General features: G+C 63.4%; 19 protein-coding genes and 1 pseudogene. 11 read left to right on the top strand and 9 right to left on the bottom strand.

Annotation, left to right across the window (positions count from 1 at the left end; genetic code table 11):
- The first annotated feature begins 16 nt into the window (after positions 1–16).
- From rpmA to H7225_RS01940, 4 genes and pseudogenes are all read left to right on the top strand, one after another.
- Positions 17–274, top strand: coding sequence for a 50S ribosomal protein L27 (gene rpmA, locus H7225_RS01955; RefSeq protein WP_290659010.1), 258 nt, complete (start codon positions 17–19; stop codon positions 272–274).
- A 177-nt stretch (positions 275–451) separates the two neighbouring features.
- Positions 452–1465: pseudogene (gene cgtA, locus H7225_RS01950) on the top strand (Obg family GTPase CgtA); the annotation flags it as partial.
- Positions 1466–1811: 346 nt separating this feature from the next.
- Positions 1812–2930 carry a glutamate 5-kinase gene (gene proB, locus H7225_RS01945; RefSeq protein ID WP_290659008.1) on the top strand — a complete coding sequence of 373 codons (1119 nt, stop codon included), beginning with the start codon at positions 1812–1814 and terminating at the stop codon, positions 2928–2930.
- 171 nt (positions 2931–3101) lie between these two features.
- Positions 3102–4139: a putative solute-binding protein gene (locus H7225_RS01940; RefSeq protein ID WP_290659007.1), complete on the top strand. Its 1038-nt coding sequence runs from the start codon at positions 3102–3104 to the stop codon at positions 4137–4139.
- Positions 4140–4199: 60 nt separating this feature from the next.
- Here H7225_RS01940 and H7225_RS01935 read toward each other — a convergent pair whose 3' ends face one another.
- Positions 4200–4847: an RNA pyrophosphohydrolase gene (locus tag H7225_RS01935; protein ID WP_290659005.1), complete on the bottom strand. Its 648-nt coding sequence runs from the start codon at positions 4845–4847 to the stop codon at positions 4200–4202.
- A 94-nt stretch (positions 4848–4941) separates the two neighbouring features.
- Between H7225_RS01935 and H7225_RS01930 the strand changes: the two genes are divergently transcribed.
- Together H7225_RS01930 and H7225_RS01925 are read left to right on the top strand one after the other, a co-directional pair.
- On the top strand, positions 4942–6714 hold the full coding sequence (locus H7225_RS01930) for a proline--tRNA ligase (protein WP_290659004.1): 1773 nt from the start codon (positions 4942–4944) through the stop codon (positions 6712–6714).
- A gap of 34 nt (positions 6715–6748) precedes the next feature.
- Positions 6749–7381, top strand: a complete 633-nt coding sequence (locus H7225_RS01925) for a lytic transglycosylase domain-containing protein (protein WP_290659040.1) — start codon at positions 6749–6751, stop codon at positions 7379–7381.
- A gap of 34 nt (positions 7382–7415) precedes the next feature.
- Here the strand turns inward: H7225_RS01925 and H7225_RS01920 are convergent, their stop codons facing one another.
- The 7 genes from H7225_RS01920 to hemA all read right to left on the bottom strand — a co-directional run bounded on the left by H7225_RS01920 (position 7416) and on the right by hemA (position 13205).
- Positions 7416–8129, bottom strand: coding sequence for a superoxide dismutase (locus tag H7225_RS01920; protein WP_290659003.1), 714 nt, complete (start codon positions 8127–8129; stop codon positions 7416–7418).
- Between the two features lie 71 nt (positions 8130–8200).
- Positions 8201–8779, bottom strand: coding sequence for a UbiX family flavin prenyltransferase (locus tag H7225_RS01915; protein WP_290659001.1), 579 nt, complete (start codon positions 8777–8779; stop codon positions 8201–8203).
- Entirely contained in the window at positions 8776–9093 is a 318-nt protein-coding gene (grxD, locus tag H7225_RS01910; RefSeq protein ID WP_290659000.1) for a Grx4 family monothiol glutaredoxin, read from the bottom strand. The genes H7225_RS01915 and grxD overlap by 4 nt, the downstream gene beginning before the upstream one ends.
- Positions 9094–9153: 60 nt before the next feature.
- Positions 9154–9849, bottom strand: coding sequence for a hypothetical protein (locus H7225_RS01905; RefSeq protein ID WP_290658998.1), 696 nt, complete (start codon positions 9847–9849; stop codon positions 9154–9156).
- 104 nt (positions 9850–9953) lie between these two features.
- Positions 9954–10784, bottom strand: a complete 831-nt coding sequence (gene prmC, locus H7225_RS01900; RefSeq protein WP_290658997.1) for a peptide chain release factor N(5)-glutamine methyltransferase — start codon at positions 10782–10784, stop codon at positions 9954–9956.
- A complete protein-coding gene (gene prfA / locus H7225_RS01895) occupies positions 10777–11877 on the bottom strand; it encodes a peptide chain release factor 1 (protein WP_290659038.1) in 1101 nt (366 codons plus the stop codon). The genes prmC and prfA overlap by 8 nt, the downstream gene beginning before the upstream one ends.
- A gap of 5 nt (positions 11878–11882) precedes the next feature.
- Positions 11883–13205, bottom strand: a complete 1323-nt coding sequence (hemA, locus tag H7225_RS01890; protein ID WP_290658995.1) for a glutamyl-tRNA reductase — start codon at positions 13203–13205, stop codon at positions 11883–11885.
- A gap of 31 nt (positions 13206–13236) precedes the next feature.
- Here hemA and H7225_RS01885 point away from each other — a divergent pair, with 31 nt between their 5' ends.
- From H7225_RS01885 to bioD, 5 genes are read left to right on the top strand one after another with little or no spacing between them, the layout of a single operon-like run.
- A complete protein-coding gene (locus H7225_RS01885) occupies positions 13237–13524 on the top strand; it encodes a hypothetical protein (protein ID WP_290658994.1) in 288 nt (95 codons plus the stop codon).
- A gap of 4 nt (positions 13525–13528) precedes the next feature.
- Positions 13529–14191, top strand: coding sequence for a 7-carboxy-7-deazaguanine synthase (gene queE, locus H7225_RS01880; protein ID WP_290658993.1), 663 nt, complete (start codon positions 13529–13531; stop codon positions 14189–14191).
- 14 nt (positions 14192–14205) lie between these two features.
- On the top strand, positions 14206–14583 hold the full coding sequence (locus H7225_RS01875) for a 6-carboxytetrahydropterin synthase (RefSeq protein WP_290658992.1): 378 nt from the start codon (positions 14206–14208) through the stop codon (positions 14581–14583).
- Positions 14584–14602: 19 nt separating this feature from the next.
- Positions 14603–15976, top strand: a complete 1374-nt coding sequence (gene bioA / locus H7225_RS01870) for an adenosylmethionine--8-amino-7-oxononanoate transaminase (protein ID WP_290659036.1) — start codon at positions 14603–14605, stop codon at positions 15974–15976.
- Positions 15973–16644 (top strand): dethiobiotin synthase, encoded by a 672-nt coding sequence (gene bioD / locus H7225_RS01865; protein WP_290658991.1) that lies wholly within the window; start codon positions 15973–15975, stop codon positions 16642–16644. The genes bioA and bioD overlap by 4 nt, the downstream gene beginning before the upstream one ends.
- A gap of 7 nt (positions 16645–16651) precedes the next feature.
- Here the strand turns inward: bioD and H7225_RS01860 are convergent.
- Positions 16652–17170 (bottom strand): pyridoxamine 5'-phosphate oxidase family protein (locus H7225_RS01860; RefSeq protein WP_290658990.1); only part of this gene is annotated, 519 nt, incomplete at its 5' end.

Below are 17170 nucleotides of genomic sequence, written 5' to 3'. Positions count from 1 at the left end.
CCAAGGAGCGTCAACCATGGCACAGAAAAAAGGCGGCGGTTCCACGCGGAACGGCCGCGATTCCCAACCAAAAATGCTCGGCGTCAAGGCTTTCGGTAGCGAAGTCGTGTCGGCAGGTTCGATCATTGTCCGCCAACGCGGTACCCGCTTTCATGCAGGCACCAACGTTGGCATGGGCCGCGATCACACCCTGTTCGCGCTGATCGATGGCACCGTGTCTTTCGCCGTCAAAGGTTCAATGAACCGCAAGACGGTGATCGTGACTCCGGTCTGATCGCCTGATTGGCGGCTTGACCTTCGGGTCTCGCTGCTGATTGGCTTTCAAAATAAGGCCCCGGCTCGCCGGGGCTTTTGCGTTTTTTCGCCGGCGGCCAAGGCAGCCGGCATTCATGTCGATAATCGCCGGGCTTTTTGACCCGGTCGCGACGGCACACACAAGGACACCCGCCCCATGAGATTTGTCGATGAAGCCACGATTGAAGTGGCCGCAGGCGATGGCGGCAGCGGTGCCGCGAGTTTCCGTCGTGAAAAGTTCATCCCCTTCGGTGGTCCCGATGGCGGCGATGGCGGACGCGGCGGGCACATCTACGTGCAGGCTGACCGCAACATCAACACGCTGATCGACTACCGCTACGCCCGAAAGCACTTTGCCCGCAATGGCGAACAAGGCCGGGGGGCGGACTGTTTTGGCGCTGCTGGCGCGGACATCACCCTGCGCATGCCGGTGGGGACCATCATCCGCGACTTCGAGACGAGCGAAGTCATCAAGGAAATGATCGAGCACGGTGAGATTTACCAGCTGTGCAAGGGCGGCGATGGCGGTTTTGGCAACCTTCGCTACAAAACTGCCACCAACCGCGCGCCCAAAAAGAAGACACCAGGTTGGCCTGGTACGGGCTTGAAGGTCAAGCTGGAGCTGCGCGTGCTGGCCGACGTGGGGCTGCTGGGCATGCCCAACGCGGGCAAATCCACGCTGATCACCGCGGTGTCGAACGCCCGTCCCAAGATTGCCGACTACCCCTTCACCACGCTGCATCCCAACCTGGGCGTCGTGCGCGTGGGCCCCGAGAAAAGCTTCGTGATGGCCGACATCCCAGGCTTGATCGAGGGTGCGTCCGAAGGTGCCGGCCTGGGTCACCTGTTCCTGCGCCACCTGCAGCGCACCCGCGTGCTGCTGCATGTGGTGGACATGGCCCCCTTCGATGACAACGTGGATCCGGTCAAGCAGGCCAAGGCCATCGTCAACGAATTGAAGAAGTACGACAAGGCTCTGGCCGACAAGCCGCGCTGGATGGTGCTCAACAAGATGGACGTGGTGCCGCCCGAAGAGCGTGCCCAGCGCGTGGCCGATTTCATCAAGCGCTACAAGTGGAAGGGCCCCGTCTTCGAGATCTCGGCTTTGAGCCACGAGGGTTGTGAGCACTTGTCCTTGAAGATTTACGAATTCGTGGCAAGCATGCAAGAGCACCACGAAGACCGCGATGTCCGCTTTGACTTCGTGGAAGAAGATGCCGCACTGACGCCGTCGGTGATGGCCTTGTCCACCGAGGCACTGCCCGACCTGGAGTTGCTGGTGACGGCCCCGCAGGTACCTGCCAAAAAAGCCCCGGCCAAAAAGGCCGTGGCCACGAAGGTTGCTGCTAAAAAGGTGCCTGCCAAAAAAGTGCCTGCCAAGAAGGTGGTGGCCAAGAAGGCGCCGGCTAAAAAAACCGCCGCCAAGAAAGCCGCTGAGGCCCCTGAAGCCTACGTGCCAGACCTTGACGATCCTCGTTTCCGCTGACGCCTCTCCATTTCACACCGCGCTTTGAACCATGAATGACGTCCTGAAAAACGCCCGCCGCATCGTGGTCAAAGTGGGCTCCAGCCTGGTCACCAACGAAGGCCGCGGCATCGATGCCGAAGCCATCGGCACCTGGTGTCGTCAGTTGGCGGCTCTGGCGCAAGACGGGCGCGAGGTCATCATGGTGTCCAGCGGCGCCATCGCCGAGGGCATGAAGCGCCTGGGCTGGGCCACCCGACCAAAAGAGTTGCACGAGCTGCAAGCCGCCGCCGCCGTTGGCCAGATGGGCTTGGCCCAGATGTACGAGACCAAGCTCAGCGAGCATGGTCTGGGCAGCGCGCAAGTGCTGCTCACGCACGCCGACCTGGCCGACCGCGAGCGCTACCTCAATGCCCGCTCGACCTTGCTGACGCTGTTGTCGCACAAGGTGGTGCCCGTCATCAACGAAAACGACACAGTGGTCACCGACGAGATCAAGTTCGGCGACAACGACACCCTCGCGGCCCTGGTGGCCAATCTGGTCGAGGCCGATGCCCTGGTCATCCTGACCGATCAGAAGGGCCTGTACAGCGCCGACCCACGCAAGGACGCCAACGCGCGCTTCATCGACGTGGCGACAGCGGGCGATCCGGCGCTGGAGCAGATGGCCGGTGGTGCGGGCTCCAGCATTGGCCGTGGCGGCATGATCACCAAGGTGCTGGCCGCCAAGCGCGCGGCCGGCAGCGGCGCGAACACGGTGGTGGCCTGGGGCCGCGAGACCGATGTGCTGGTGCGCCTGTCTCAAGGCGAGTCCATCGGCACCTTGTTCGTGGCCACCACGGCCAAGGTTGCCGCGCGCAAGCAATGGATGGCCGACCACCTGCAACTTCGTGGCGCGGTGGTCATCGACGATGGCGCGGTGGTCAAGCTGCGCGATGAAGGCAAGAGCCTGCTGCCCATTGGCATGACCGAAGTGGTGGGCGAGTTCCACCGTGGTGATGTCATCGCTGTCCGAAATGCCCAAGGGCAAGACCTGGCGCGCGGCCTGGCCAACTACGCCAGCAGCGAGGCCCGGCGCATCGCGCGCAAGCCTTCCAGCGAATTCGAAGCCCTGCTGGGCTTCACTGGCGAGCCCGAGATGATCCACCGCGACAACCTGGTCCTGGTCTGATCGCTCCCCTTTAAGTGGGTGCTAGGGGTTCCCCCTGTCCGTGTCGGGCGCCAATTCCGCGTTGAATCAAGGTCCTCGCTGTTGGTGAACAATGGCGGAACCATTTGGTGGAGCGGATGTCCACAAAGAGTGGAGACATCAATGTCAGGAAATCAAAGGACTCAGATGAAGATGAAATCATGGTCGAAGGCTGCTGCGGTGATGACAGTGGCAAGTTGCGCGGCCACTCCGGTGATGGCCAGATCCCTGATCTGTGTGTGGGACGTGGCGGGCAAATCGGGCGACGTCACCTCATCGGCGGTGGACTACGTCGTGGCGATGCAGAAGAACGGTGTCGAGCTGGAAGTCAAAGGCTTCGTCGATGAACGCGTGGCGATTGAAGAGTTCCGTTCGGGTCAATGTGATGCTGTGATCGCCACGACATTGCGGACACGTCCGTTCAACGCCATCTCGGGCGCCCTTGACAGCATTGGCGCCACCACCATCGTGCGCAACGGCAAGATCGACATCAAGGCCAGCTACGAAGTGGTGCGCAAGGTCATCCAGGTGTTCAGCACACCTCAGGCGGCCAAGCTGATGGTGGAAGGCAATTTCGAAGTCGGCGGCCTGTTCCCCTTGGGCGCGGCTTACCCCATCGTGCGCGACCGCAGGATCAATTCGGTCGAAGCCCTGTCTGGCAAAAAGATCGCCGCCTTTGACTACGACAAGGCCCAGGGCGTGATGATCGGCCGCATCGGCGCACAACCCGTGTCGGCGGACGTGACCAACATTGGGCCCAAGTTCAACAATGGTTCGGTCGACATGGTGACTTTGCCGGCCGTGGCCTTCAAGCCTTTCGAGCTTTACAAGGGCATTGGCACCACCGGTGGCATTGGCCGCTTGCCGGTCTTGATCCCGACGGTGCAGATCGTTCTGAACAAGGCCAAGTTCCCTGAAGGCTTTGGCGAGAAGTCGCGCCTTTACTGGCTGTCGCAGTTTGACCGCGCCTTGCACTTCATCGACGTGGCCGAAAAGGGCATCCCCGCAGCGATGTGGGTGGACTTGCCCCCGGAAAACATCCCCAAGTACGTGCAAATGTTCCGTGAAGCCCGCATTGAGATCGCCAAGGAAGGTATCTACAACAAGCGTGGCTTGAACATCATCAAGCGCGCACGTTGTGATGTGAACCCGTCTGACGCCGAGTGCGCCACCAAGACCGAAGTCGACTGAATCGGTTGAGCCAGGGTGCTTGAGCCACCAGGCTCAGGCACCCTCGGCCAGGTGCTTTGGTCAGCGGTGCGTGCCGTTGACAATGAAGGTCTCATCCGGCCCGCCCAATGGGTCGGCGCCTTCCGAGCCTTCCGTGTCCGGGTGCATGTCAGGGTGCATGTCCGCAGGCATGTCGTCGAGCCGATGCGCACCGCGCATGTTGGCCCGCAGGTAGCGGTTGGGTTGCAGCCCTTGTGGTTTGGGCAGGAAACGCGCTAACTCTGACAAAGCCAATTGGTAGACATCACGCTTGAACTCAATCACGGTTTCGAGCGGGATCCAGTAGTCATGCCAACGCCATGCGTCAAACTCAGGGTGGTTTGAGGCGCGCAGGTTCATGTCCGTGTCGCGGCCCATGAGCTGCAACAAAAACCAGATCTGCTTTTGGCCTTTGTAGTGGCCGCGTGCATCCTTGCGGATGAAGTGGTTGGGCACCTCATAGCGCAGCCAATCGCGGGTGCGGGCCACGATGCGGACATGGTCGGGCAGCAAGCCCACTTCTTCGTGGAGCTCGCGAAACATCGCCTGCTCAGGCGACTCGCCATGCTTGATGCCGCCTTGCGGAAACTGCCAGGAATGGGTGCGGATGCGCTTGCCCCAAAAAACCTGGTTCCGATGATTGAGCAGGATGATGCCGACGTTGGGGCGAAAGCCTTCACGGTCGAGCATAATCAACTCCGAATTTTTCAACTGATTTCATTATTGCATCGCTCGGTTGAAACGCAAGCGCGAGTCCTCATACAACGGTGCATTTTTCATACCCATGCAAGCTACCCAGTTCTTCATCTCCACACTCAAAGAAGCCCCGGCCGATGCAGAGATCGTCAGCCACAAGCTGATGATGCGCGGCGGGTTCATCAAGAAATTGGGCGCAGGCCTGTACAACTACATGCCCATGGGGCTGCGCACCATCCGCAAGGTCGAGGGCATCATCCGCGAAGAAATGACCCGCGCTGGTGCGGTCGAGTTATTGATGCCGGTGGTGCAACCCGCCGAGCTTTGGCAAGAGACCGGCCGCTTCGACAAGATGGGCCCCGAGTTGCTGCGCGTGAAGGACAGGCATGGCCGCGACTTCATCATCCAGCCGACATCTGAGGAAGTTGTCACGGACATCGCCCGGCAAGAGCTGCGCAGCTACCGCCAGTTGCCCAAGAACTTTTACCATGTGCAGACCAAGTTCCGCGATGAGCGCCGCCCGCGCTTTGGGGTGATGCGTGGCCGCGAATTCACGATGAAGGACGCTTATTCCTTCGATCGGAATGCCGCCTGCGCTGGTAAAAGCTACGACACCATGTTTGCCGCCTACAGCCGCATCTTCGACCGACTCGGTCTTCAATACCGCGCCGTGGCCGCCGACACCGGCGCCATCGGGGGCGACCGCTCGCACGAGTTCCAGGTCATCGCCGACACGGGTGAAGATGCCATCGTCTATTGCCCGACCAGCGACTACGCGGCCAACATCGAGCTGGCTGAAGGCGTGGCGCTGATCGCATCGCGTGGCGCGGCATCGGCAGCGCTTGAAAAGGTGGCCACGCCAGGCAAGAGCACGTGTGCCGATGTGGCGCAACTGCTGGGTTTGCCGCTGAGTCAGACTGTGAAGTCTCTGGTGCTGGCCACCGATGACACCAATGACAAGGGCGAGATCGTCAAGTCAACCGTCTGGCTGCTGCTGGTGCGTGGTGACCACGAGCTGAACGAAGTCAAGGCTGGCAAGATCGAACTGGCCGACGCGAATGGGCAGGTGACGGGTTTGAAGGCCGGTCACCGCTTCGCCACCGAGAAAGAAATCATCGAGCACTTTGGCTGCAAGCCTGGTTACCTGGGCCCGGTCAAGCTGGCCAAGCCCGTCAAGGTGGTCGCCGACCGCACGGTGGCCAACATGGCCGATTTCGTGTGCGGCGCCAACGAAGAGGGCTTCCACCTGAAGGGCGTGAACTGGGGCCGTGACCTGCCCGAGCCCGATCTGGTGACTGACTTGCGCAATGTGGTCGAAGGCGACCCGAGCCCCGATGGCAAAGGCGTGCTGGCCATCCAGCGTGGCATCGAGGTGGGCCACGTGTTCTACCTGGGCACCAAGTACTCCAAGGCCATGAACGCCACCTTCCTGGACGAAGACGGGCGGCCCAAGCATTTCGAGATGGGTTGCTACGGCATTGGCGTGACCCGCATTCTGGGCGCCGCCATCGAGCAAAAGCACGACGATCGCGGCATCATCTGGCCCGATTCGATCGCACCGTTCACCGTGGTGATCTGCCCGATCGGCTATGACCGCTCGGCCGACGTCAAAGCGGCCGCTGACCAGTTGCACGATGACCTGGCCGCGGCCGGCATCGATGTGATCCTGGACGACCGGGGCGAGCGCCCTGGCGCGATGTTCGCGGATTGGGAGCTGATCGGCGTGCCGCACCGCGTTGTGCTGGGCGACAAGGGCCTCAAGGACGGCATCGCCGAGTACCAGGGGCGTCAGGACAAGGAAGCGACCAAAGTGGCCGTGGCCGATGTGGCCGCCTGGGTCAAGGCGCGAGTGAAGGTGTGATGGGATGATGAAGGCAGGCGGTCGTTCGGTGTTGATGTGGTGGTGTTTGGTGTGCATGGCATCCGTGCTGCTGGGCCAGGCCGCCTGGGCCGGCGCCCAAGCCGAAGAGCCGTTGGCCGACGCCGTGCGCACGGCCCTGTCGGCCGCCGCGGCCCAATCGGCGCCGCCCATGTTGGTGTTCGCCGATCAAATGCAAAAATACGAGTTTGACCGCTGGGCCGATGCGGCGGGTTTGCGTCTGAAGAAACGCAAGCCCGAAGAGCAGGTGCGCCGCGAGTTCCTGCAAACGGTTTGGTACGAGGCCAAGCGCGCTGGGCTGGACCCTTCCCTGGTGCTGGGCCTGGTCCAGGTGGAAAGCGGTTTTCGCAAATACGCGATCTCGTCGGTGGGAGCGCGGGGCTACATGCAAGTCATGCCCTTCTGGTCGCGCCTGATTGGCACGGGTGATCCGGCCAGCTTGTTCCACATGCAAACCAATCTGCGCTTTGGCTGCATCATCCTGCGCCACTACCTGGACCGGGAGCGTGGCGATATGTCCATGGCCCTGGGCCGCTACAACGGCAGCCGGGGCCGGCCTGAGTACCCCAACGCGGTTTTCGCGGCGGTGCGCCAGTGGAAGCTGCCCGAGACGCAGGCGCGGCCACAGATCGTGGCCTTGCGCCCCTGATCGATCAGGGGCGCAAGCGAGCAACCGGCCGGGCTCAGGCTTTCGCCAGGTTGGCCGCCACAAAATCCCAGTTCAAGAGCTTGTCGAACACCGCCGCGGCGTAGTCCTTGCGTCGTGACTGGTAGTCCAGGTAGTAGGCGTGTTCCCAAACGTCGATGGTCGCCAAGGGCACCAGGTTTTCTTGCGTCAAGGGCGTGTCGGCGTTGCCGGTTTTGACGACGGCCAGTTTTTTCTGGCTCTTGTCCAGCACCAGCCAGACCCAGCCTGCGCCGAATTGCTCGGTGGCGGCGGTCAGGGTGGCCTCACGCAGCGCCGTCAGTGAACCGAAATCGGCATCGATGCGTTTGGCCAGTTCCAAGGGGGGGGTGCCGCCACCTTTGGGGCGCAGGCTTTGCCAGTAGAAGGTGTGGTTCCAGACTTGAGCGGCGTTGTTGAAGATGGGGCGCCGAGCCTCGTTTCGAGCGCTGCGCTGAACGATCTCTACCAAGCTGTCGGCATCGATCAGCGTGGACGTGGGCAGCAAGCGGTTGAGGTTGTTCACATACGCGGCGTGGTGCTTGCCGTGGTGCTGCGCAATGGTGCTGGCCGAGATGACCGGGTCCAGCGCGGCGGCATCCCAGGGCAGGGCGGGCAACTCAAAGCGAGGGGCTTCGGTTTTGTCGGCGGCATGGGCCCAAAGCGGGCTGCTGGCCAGGATGGTGGTGGCTGCAGTGGCAAGTATTTGCCTGCGTGAAAGGTCAGTGGTCATCGGGCGTCCTCCTTGTGTGAATGGACTCCATCATGCGGGAAAACCGGGGTACGTCAATGCCCGGCAATGCCCTACAAGCCGCGCCACTCCTGGGGTTGCGCAGAGGCGATGCCTGCGGTGCTCAGCACACGCTCAACCGTGTCATTGACCAACTCGTCAATGCTTTGCGGGCGGTGGTAGAAAGCCGGCAAAGGCGGAAAGATGATGCCGCCCATTTCGGTGACGGCGGTCATGTTGCGCAGGTGGGCCAGGTTAAAGGGCGTTTCACGCACCATCAGGATCAGGCGGCGGCGCTCTTTCAAGGTGACGTCGGCGGCGCGGGTCAGGAGGTTGTCGCCCAGGCCATGTGCCACGGCGGCCAGTGTCTTCATGGAGCAGGGTGCCACCACCATGGCGTCGGTGCTGAAACTGCCGCTGGCAATGCAGGCGCCGATGTCGCCAGGGGAGTGCGCGTGATCGGCCAGGGACTCCAGCGTGGCCCGGTTCAGCCCCAATTCGTGGTGCACGTTCAGGATGCCGGCTGAGGTGGCGACCAGGTGGGTTTGCACCCCCAGCGTCCGGGCACGCTCCAACAAGCGCACGCCGTAGACGGCACCGCTGGCACCGGTGATGCCAACGATCAACCGGCGAGGTGTGCTGGCTGGGCTCACTGGCCTGGGGTCACGACCTGTTGAAGCTCGCCGGCCTGGTACATCTCCACCATGATGTCCGAGCCGCCGATGAACTCGCCGCCCACGTACAGCTGGGGGATGGTGGGCCAGTTGGCGTAGTCTTTGATGCCTTGGCGGATGCCGTCGTCTTCCAGGACGTTGACGGTTTGCAGGTCGGTCACGCCGCAGGATTTGAGAATCTGAATGGCACGCCCTGAAAAACCGCATTGCGGGAACTGGGCGGTGCCTTTCATGAACAGCACCACACGGTGGCCTTTGACCAGGGAGTCAATGCGTTGTTGAACGTCGCTCATGGGAATTTGCACTTGGCTGAATTGGGAACAAGGCCCTGTTTATATCAGGCCTTGGGAAATTCAGAACGCATAGCGAACAGAGACCTTGATGACGGGGCGCAGGCGCAGGTCGCGGACGATTTCGTCCAGGCCAGCTTCGCCTTGCAGCGCGCGCGAGATGCGGCCAATGTTGTTGGAGTTGACCGAAATGATGCCCAGATCGGCGTTGAAGCGCCACATGCTTTCTCTGCCGGTGCCACCCAGGCTGGCGGCATAACCGGCGCCCACATAGGGCAGGGTGCGGTTTTCGCCATCAAAAGACTGACCTCTGGGATCGCCGAGATTCAGGTTGTCGATGCGTTGGAGGCTCAGGTTCAGGCCGCTGCCGATGGTGTCGTCGTTGCTGTTTGACCAGGAGGACTGGGTGACCGAGCCGCGCACCAAGCCAACCGTGGCGCGAAAACCACCTGAAAAGTAATAGTCAGACAACACATGGGCGCTGCGCAGGCTCAAGCCGCTGGAAGGCACGGGCTGCGCAAGCACGAAAGAGTCTTTGAGGGGGTCGTAGGCGCGGTCCACGACCACGCCAATGCGGCCTTCCCAGTGAGGCCAGAATTGCTGTCCGTTCAGGCTCAGGCCCTTGCCGTGGTCAAGCGCCGTGGCCGAGCGGAGCAAATGCTGCGGCAGCGGCACCATTTGCGCGTGCGCAATTGAAACTGCCAAAGCGCAAGCGGTGAAGAGGCAGCGGCGAAGGTGGTGCGGGGCTAGACGGAACATCAAAAAGCTCCTGAAGAACGATTTGATGCTACGCCGCTCGGCTTGTTTTGTGGAATAGAGTTGTTAGCGTTCGTACCACCAATTTACAAGGTGACGTGAATTTGCTAAGTCTTCCCGCCGGTGCACCGCGGGTTACCGCCCAGGTCGAGCCGGGTGCTGACTTGTCCGAATCCATGCATTTTCAAAAGGCTGGACACGGCGGCGGCCTGGTCGTGGCCATGCTCCAGCAGCAGCCAGCCGCCAGCGTTGAGGTGAAGCGGGGCCTTTGCAATGATCAGGCGCAGATCATCCAGGCCATCAACGCCCGATGTGAGCGCTTGCTCCGGCTCAAAGCGCAAAGCCGGCATGTGCTCGTCGTTTTCAGCGATGTAGGGCGGGTTGCTGACGATGAGGTCGAAGTGGCGTCCGGCCAAGGGTTCGAACCACGATCCCTGCAGGTTTTCCACGGGCAAGGCCAATTGCTGGGCGTTGGCTTGCGCGATGGCCAGGGCGGCCGGGCAGGCGTCCACGGCGGTGACTTGGGCCTGGAGGCGTTGGTGCTGCAAGGCCAGGGCGATGGCGCCACTGCCGGTGCCCAGGTCCAGCACCTTGAAGCCTGGCTCAGTGGGGATGAGAGCCAAAGCCCAATCGACCAGGGTTTCGGTGTCAGGCCGGGGGATGAGCACGTCGGGGCTGACGCGCAAGGTCAGGCCGTAGAACTCCTTGTCGCCCAGCAGGTAAGCCAGGGGCTCGCCTTGGGCGCGGCGCTGGGCCCAGGCCATGAACTGATCAGCGAGCTCGGGAGGCAAGGCGTCCTGGTCATGGGACAGCAGCCAGCTGCGCGGGCGCTGCAAGGCGGTGCTCAGCAGGATCTGGGCATCCAGGCGGTCTAGGCCAAGCTGGCGGGCTTGCTGCAAGGCCGCTGCCACGGTGGTGGTGGGCAGAGGCTCAGACACCGGTGGCGGCTTCCAGCTCGGCCAGTTGCTCGGCGGCCTGGGCGGTGACCAGGGCGGCGGTGACGTCGTCCAGGTCGCCTTCCATGATGGTCAGCAGCTTGTAGAGGGTGAGGTTGATGCGGTGGTCGGTGAAGCGGCCTTGCGGGAAGTTGTAGGTGCGGATGCGGTCGGAGCGGTCGCCGGTACCGACCAGGCCTTTGCGGGTGGCGGCTTCCTTGGCCTGGCGCTCGATGCGTTCGCGGTCATTGATGCGGGCGCTGAGCACGGCCAGGGCCTTGGCCTTGTTGCGGTGCTGGCTGCGGTCGTCCTGGCATTCGGCGACGATGCCGGTGGGGAGGTGGGTGACGCGCACGGCCGAATCGGTCTTGTTGATGTGCTGGCCGCCAGCACCGCTGGCCCGGTAGGTGTCGATGCGCAGGTCGGCCGGGTTGATGGTGATCTCTTCGGCTTCGTCGGGCTCGGGCAGCACGGCCACGGTGCAGGCGCTGGTATGGATGCGGCCTTGCGTTTCGGTGGCGGGCACGCGTTGCACGCGGTGGCCGCCGGATTCGAACTTGAGTTGGCCATAAACCCCAGGGCCTTCGAAGCGAAGGACGATTTCCTTGTAGCCGCCCAGGTCGGATTCGCTGGCCGACATGACCTCGCAGCGCCAGCCTTGGCGCTCGGCGTGGCGGGTGTACATGCGGGTTAAATCGCCGGCGAACAGGGCCGATTCGTCGCCGCCGGTACCAGCGCGGATTTCGACGAAGGCGTTGCGGGCGTCGTCGGGGTCTTTGGGCAACAGGGCGGTTTGCAGCTCACTTTCGACGCGGGCGATGTCGGCTTCGGCCTGGGTGATTTCTTCTTGCGCCATGGCGCGCATGTCGGCGTCGTTGGCTGAATCAATCAGCATCTGGCGGGCGGTGGCCAGGTCGTCGCTGCGCTGGGCGTGGCGCTGGGCCATGTTGCAAACGCGGCTGACCTCGGCGTGTTCGCGCGAGAGTTCGCGGTAGCGTTTGTTGTCGGCGGCGATCGCAGGGTCGGACAGGGCGGCGTCCAGCTCGCGAAGGCGAAGGGCCAGGCGTTCGAGGGAGGAGGCCAGTGAGGGCGCCAGGCCGCTCACGGCTGATCCTTCTTGACCGGATTCACGTCGCCGCGCAAAAACAGGCGTGCCAGCGAGGCGGCCACTTGCGGCCTTTGCTGGGGGTCGGCACTGTGCAGTTCGGCCATGGCGCCATGCAGCATTTTCTGGGTCAATCCTCTTGAGAGTGTGTCGAGCACGGCTTCGATGTCCTCGCCTTTGGCGATCATTTTGCGGGCGCGGGCGATCTCGGCGGTGCGCCAGGCATCGGCTTGCGAATTGAGGGCCTGGATCAGGGGCACGCTGGTGCGCTGGTCCAGCCAGTGGACAAAGCCTTGCACACCGGTCTCGATGATGGCTTCGGCCTGGGTGACGGCGGCCAGGCGCTTTTCACTGGCGGTTTGCACCAGGGCGCTCAGGTCATCGACGGTGTACAGGTAGACGTCGTCCAGTTCGGCGACTTCGGGTTCGATGTCGCGCGGCACGGCCAGGTCCACCATGAAGATGGGGCGGCGTTTGCGGGCTTTCAATGCCCTTTCGACCGCGCCCAGGCCGATGATGGGCAGCGAACTGGCGGTGCAGGAGACGACGATGTCGAACTCGTGCAGGCGATCGGGCAGGTCGGCCAGGCGCAGGGCCTGCGCGCCCAGGTGGTTGGCCAACTTTTCGCCGCGCTCCAGGGTGCGGTTGGCCACGGCCATGCCGCGCGGGGCCTTGCCGGCGAAGTGCGTGGCGGTGAGTTCGATCATCTCGCCAGCGCCGACGAAAAGGATCTTGGTCTTGCCCAGGTCTTCGAACAGCTGGCCGGCCAGGCGCACGGCGGCGGCGGCCATGCTGATGGAGTGGGCGCCGATCTCAGTTGACGTGCGCACTTCCTTGGCCACGGCGAAGGAGCGTTGGAACAACTGGTGCAAGGTGGTGCCCAGGGTGCCGGCGGCATCGGCCTCGCGCACGGCCTGCTTCATCTGGCCGAGGATTTGTGGTTCGCCCAGCACCATGGAGTCGAGTCCGCTGGCGACACGGAAGGCGTGGCGTGCTGCCGCGCCGCCTTCGAGCACGTAGGTGTGGCGCAGCAGTTCGTCGTGGCCCACGCCGCCGGTGTTGGCCAGCCAGTCGAGGGCGGTGTGTTGCAAATGGCTGGCCCGGCCGCCCAAGTTGCTGCCCAATGCGCAATAAAGTTCGGTGCGGTTGCAGGTGGACAGCAATGCCACTTCTGGTGGGGCGGACGACTGCTGCACACCGGTCAAACGGGCATGCAATACCTGCAAAGCCGGGGCCAATTGGTCGACGGCAAATGCGAACCGACCCCGCAAATCGACGGCGGCGGTGGTGTGGTTCAAACCCAGGGTCAGGACGGTCATATGCGGCGATTATAAAATCGAGGCTTTTTTGATGTTGCAAAGGTGTTCAATGGGCTTGCTGGATGCTTTGATCCACATGGTGAATTTTTTCCTGCCAGCATTGGGCATGGGCTTGCTTTTACCCGCTTTGGCTCGCCTGGTGTGGTGGCGTGCGCTCAAGCCTGCAGGTTTTGCACGCCAGGTGAAATGGGTGGCAGGGGTCAATGCCCTGGTGCTGATTGCCGGGCTGATTGTGTTGGGGCGCGACGGCGCCATGGCCACGTACGCCGCCTTGGTGCTGGCGTCGAGCCTCACCGTCTGGTGGACAGGATTGCGTTGAGACCATGAGTTACAGCATCAAGGAAATGTTCTACACCCTGCAAGGCGAGGGCACCCATGCCGGACGCCCGGCGGTGTTTTGCCGCTTTGCCGGTTGCAACCTGTGGACGGGCCGCGAAGCCGACCGGGCACAGGCCGTCTGCCAGTTTTGCGACACCGAATTCGTGGGCACCGATGGTTTGGGTGGGGGCAAGTTTGCAACGGCCGGGCAGTTGGCTGAGCGCATCGCGTCTTTCTGGCCTCAGGGCCTTGACGCCGCCGATGACCGACGCTTCGTGGTGCTGACCGGGGGGGAGCCTTTGCTGCAGGTCGATCCTGAATTGATCGACGCCCTGCACGCGCAAGGCTTCATGATCGCGGTTGAGACCAATGGCACGATCGCCGCGCCGGCCGGGCTGGACTGGATCTGCGTGAGCCCCAAGGCCGGGTCGGTCTTGGTGCAAAAAAGTGGGCACGAGCTTAAAGTAGTCGTGCCCCAAAGCGGGTTCAGCACGGCGGACCTGAAAGCCATGGAAGCCCTGGACTTTGAGCAGCGCCGGGTGCAGGCCATGGACAGCGCACAACCCATGGCCCGCCGCTCGGCGATGGAATGGGCGGTGCAATGGTGCCTGGACAACCCACGCTGGATGCTCAGCGTGCAGACCCACAAGACCTTGGGCATCCGTTGACGGGAAAAAATTGCATGTTTGAACTGAGCCAGACTTTCACCTTTGACGCGGCCCACACGCTCAAGCGCCACGTGTCACCTGAAGAGGCGGCAGGCAGCCGCCGCATCCATGGGCACACCTACACCGCCGAGGTCGCCGTGCGCGGGCCTTGTTCGCTTGATACCGGCATGGTGATGGACTTGTCCCTGCTGCGCGCCGCCTTGGCCGAAGTGCGCAGCCAGCTGGACCACCACCTGTTGGACGAGGTGCCCGGCCTGGGCACGCCCACGCTGGAAAACCTCTGCGTGTTCATCTTCGACCAGGTGCGTGCCCGCATTGCCCAGGTGGAGGTGAGCATGGTGAGCGTGTCCCGGGCGGCGGGTGATCGCTGCGTTTACCGACCCCAGGCCTGAGGTGGCCAGCGCCTCTTTGATGGCCACCAGCAGCCTGGCCGAGCGCAGCCGCCAAGCGGTTTGGCACCCCTGCACGCAGATGAAGGGGCACGAGGAGCACCCGCTGCGCGCCATCGTGCGTGGCGAAGGCCCGTGGTTGATCGACGACCAAGGCCACCGCATCCTGGACGCTGTCAGCTCGTGGTGGGTCAACCTGTTTGGCCACGGCTTCGCGCCCATCGTGGAGGCCATCACCGACCAGCTCACGCAGTTGGACCACACCATGCTGGCGGGCTTGACGCACGCGCCGGTGGTGGAACTGTCGGAGCGATTGGGCGCCTTGACGGGACTGGGCCATGCCTTCTACGCCAGCGATGGTGCCAGCGCCACCGAGATCGCCTTGAAGATGAGTGCGCACAGCTGGCGCAACCGTGGCCTGCCTGGCAAGCACCGCTTCATCGGGCTGCAAGGTGGCTACCACGGTGAAACCGCCGGTGCCTTGTCGGTCACCGACATCCCCTTGTTCCGCGAGGCCTACGCGCCCTTGCTGCGCTTGAGTGCCACCTTGCCCTCGCCCGACCTTCGGCATGCGGCGGTGGGTGTCTCTGCTGATGAGCACACCGCAGCCTGCGTGCAAGCGTTGGCCGACCACCTGGCCGAGCATCACGCATCGATCGCTGCCTTGATCCTGGAGCCCCTGGTGCAAGGTGCCGCAGGCATGGGCATTTACTCGCCCGCCTACCTGAGCGCGGCGCGCGACCTGTGCAAGCAGCACCAAGTGCACCTGATCGCGGATGAGATCGCCGTGGGCTTTGGCCGTACCGGGACGATGTTCGCGCACCAACAGGCGCTGGACGCGAATGGCCAGCCCATCCGTCCCGATTTCATCTGCCTGAGCAAAGGCCTGACGGGGGGCGTGCTGCCCTTGTCGGCGGTGCTGACCACGGACGAGGTTTACGCCGCCTTCTGGGATGACCGCACCGCGCATGGCTTTCTGCATTCGCATTCGTACACGGGCAACCCGCTGGCGTGCCGCGCTGCCTTGGCGGTGCTGGACACCTTTGACAACGAGGATGTGTTGGCCCGCAACCGCGCGACGGCTTTGCGCTTGTCAACGCTGGCCGAGCCACTCACACGCCATCCCCGCGTGACAGCGCACCGCCACATCGGCATGATCTGGGCCTGGGACATCGACACGACCGACGCCACGTTTGCAGCGCGCTTTCACCGCACTGCCCTGGACCACGGCTTGCTGCTGCGGCCCATCGGCAACTCGCTGTACTTCATGCCGCCGTATGTGCTGACCGAGACCGACATGCAGCACCTGGTGGCGGGCACTTTGCGCACGCTGGACCAGGTGTTGGCGGCTGAATTGCCGGGGTCGTCCAGCGGCCACGGTGAGCGCCTGGCATGACGGCTTTCTTTATCACCGGCACCGACACCGGCGTGGGCAAGACCCGCGCCAGTTGCGCATTGCTGCACGCCTTGCAACGCCAGCACGCGCGCGTGATTGGCATGAAACCGGTGGCCGCAGGCGCCGAGAGGGTCCACGGCGAATGGGCCAATGAAGACGTGTTGGCCTTGCGCGCGGCGTCCAACATTCAAGTGCCTGCGCTGTACGACAACCCCTACTTGTTGCGCCAGGCGGCGTCGCCCCACATCGCGGCGCGTGATGAAGGCGTTGACATCGACATCGAGCACATTGCCGCGTGCTTTCATGCCTTGCGGCAGCAGGCCGATGCCGTGGTGGTTGAAGGAGCGGGTGGTTTCATCGTGCCGCTGCTGGAGACCCAGGCCCAAAGCGCCACCAGCGCCGATCTGGCCGTGCTGTTGCGCTTGCCGGTGATCCTGGTGGTAGGTGTGCGCCTGGGTTGCCTCAACCATGCCTTGCTGACGCAAGAGGCCATCCTGGCGCGCGGGCTCACGCTGGCAGGTTGGGTGGCCAATCGCATCGACCCCAGCATGGTGGGCCAGGAGGCCAATGTGGAGACGCTGCGTTTGCGTTTGCAGGCGCCCTTGCTGGCAGACTGGGGCTGGCAGCCTCAGGCTGAGACCGCCGAGCTGGCCATTCGCTTGCCTTGACAGGCGCTTACCGTGGCGCCCAGTCACGCACATAGTCCGGCGTGATGCCGCCGTGGCCGGGTTCTGCTTGCGGCGCCAAGTGCGTTTGCGTGAACGGCAGCACGCCCGCCCACACTGGCAGAGCCAGGTCTTCGTCCTTGTCTTTCGGGCCCCAGGCGCGGATCTTGGCGGCGGCTTCGAACAAGGGCATGCGCAGCACCGTGGTGGCCGCCAACTCGTTGCGGTCAGGGGGCCGCGCTTCATGGCGGCGACCCGTGGCCAGGTGGTCCATCAGGCGATGCATGACTTCCTCCTTGTCGTCGTCGGGCACGGTCTCGAAAGCGCCATGCACCACCACCGACCTGAAGTTCATGGAGTGCGAAAACGCCGAGCGCGCCATCACCAGGCCATCCAGGTGCGTGATGGCCAGGCAGGCAGGCGTGCCCTGGGCCAGCGACTTCATCATCTTGCTGCCGTTGGAGCCGTGGATGAGCACGTGGTCGTTCACGCGCCACACGGCGGTGGGCAGGCACAGCGGGCCGCGCTC

Origin of the sequence: Aquabacterium sp., assembly GCF_014378415.1 — a bacterium.
Taxonomy (GTDB): Bacteria; Pseudomonadota; Gammaproteobacteria; order Burkholderiales; family Burkholderiaceae_C; genus Aquabacterium.
This window is presented reverse-complemented; position numbering and strand designations above follow the sequence as displayed.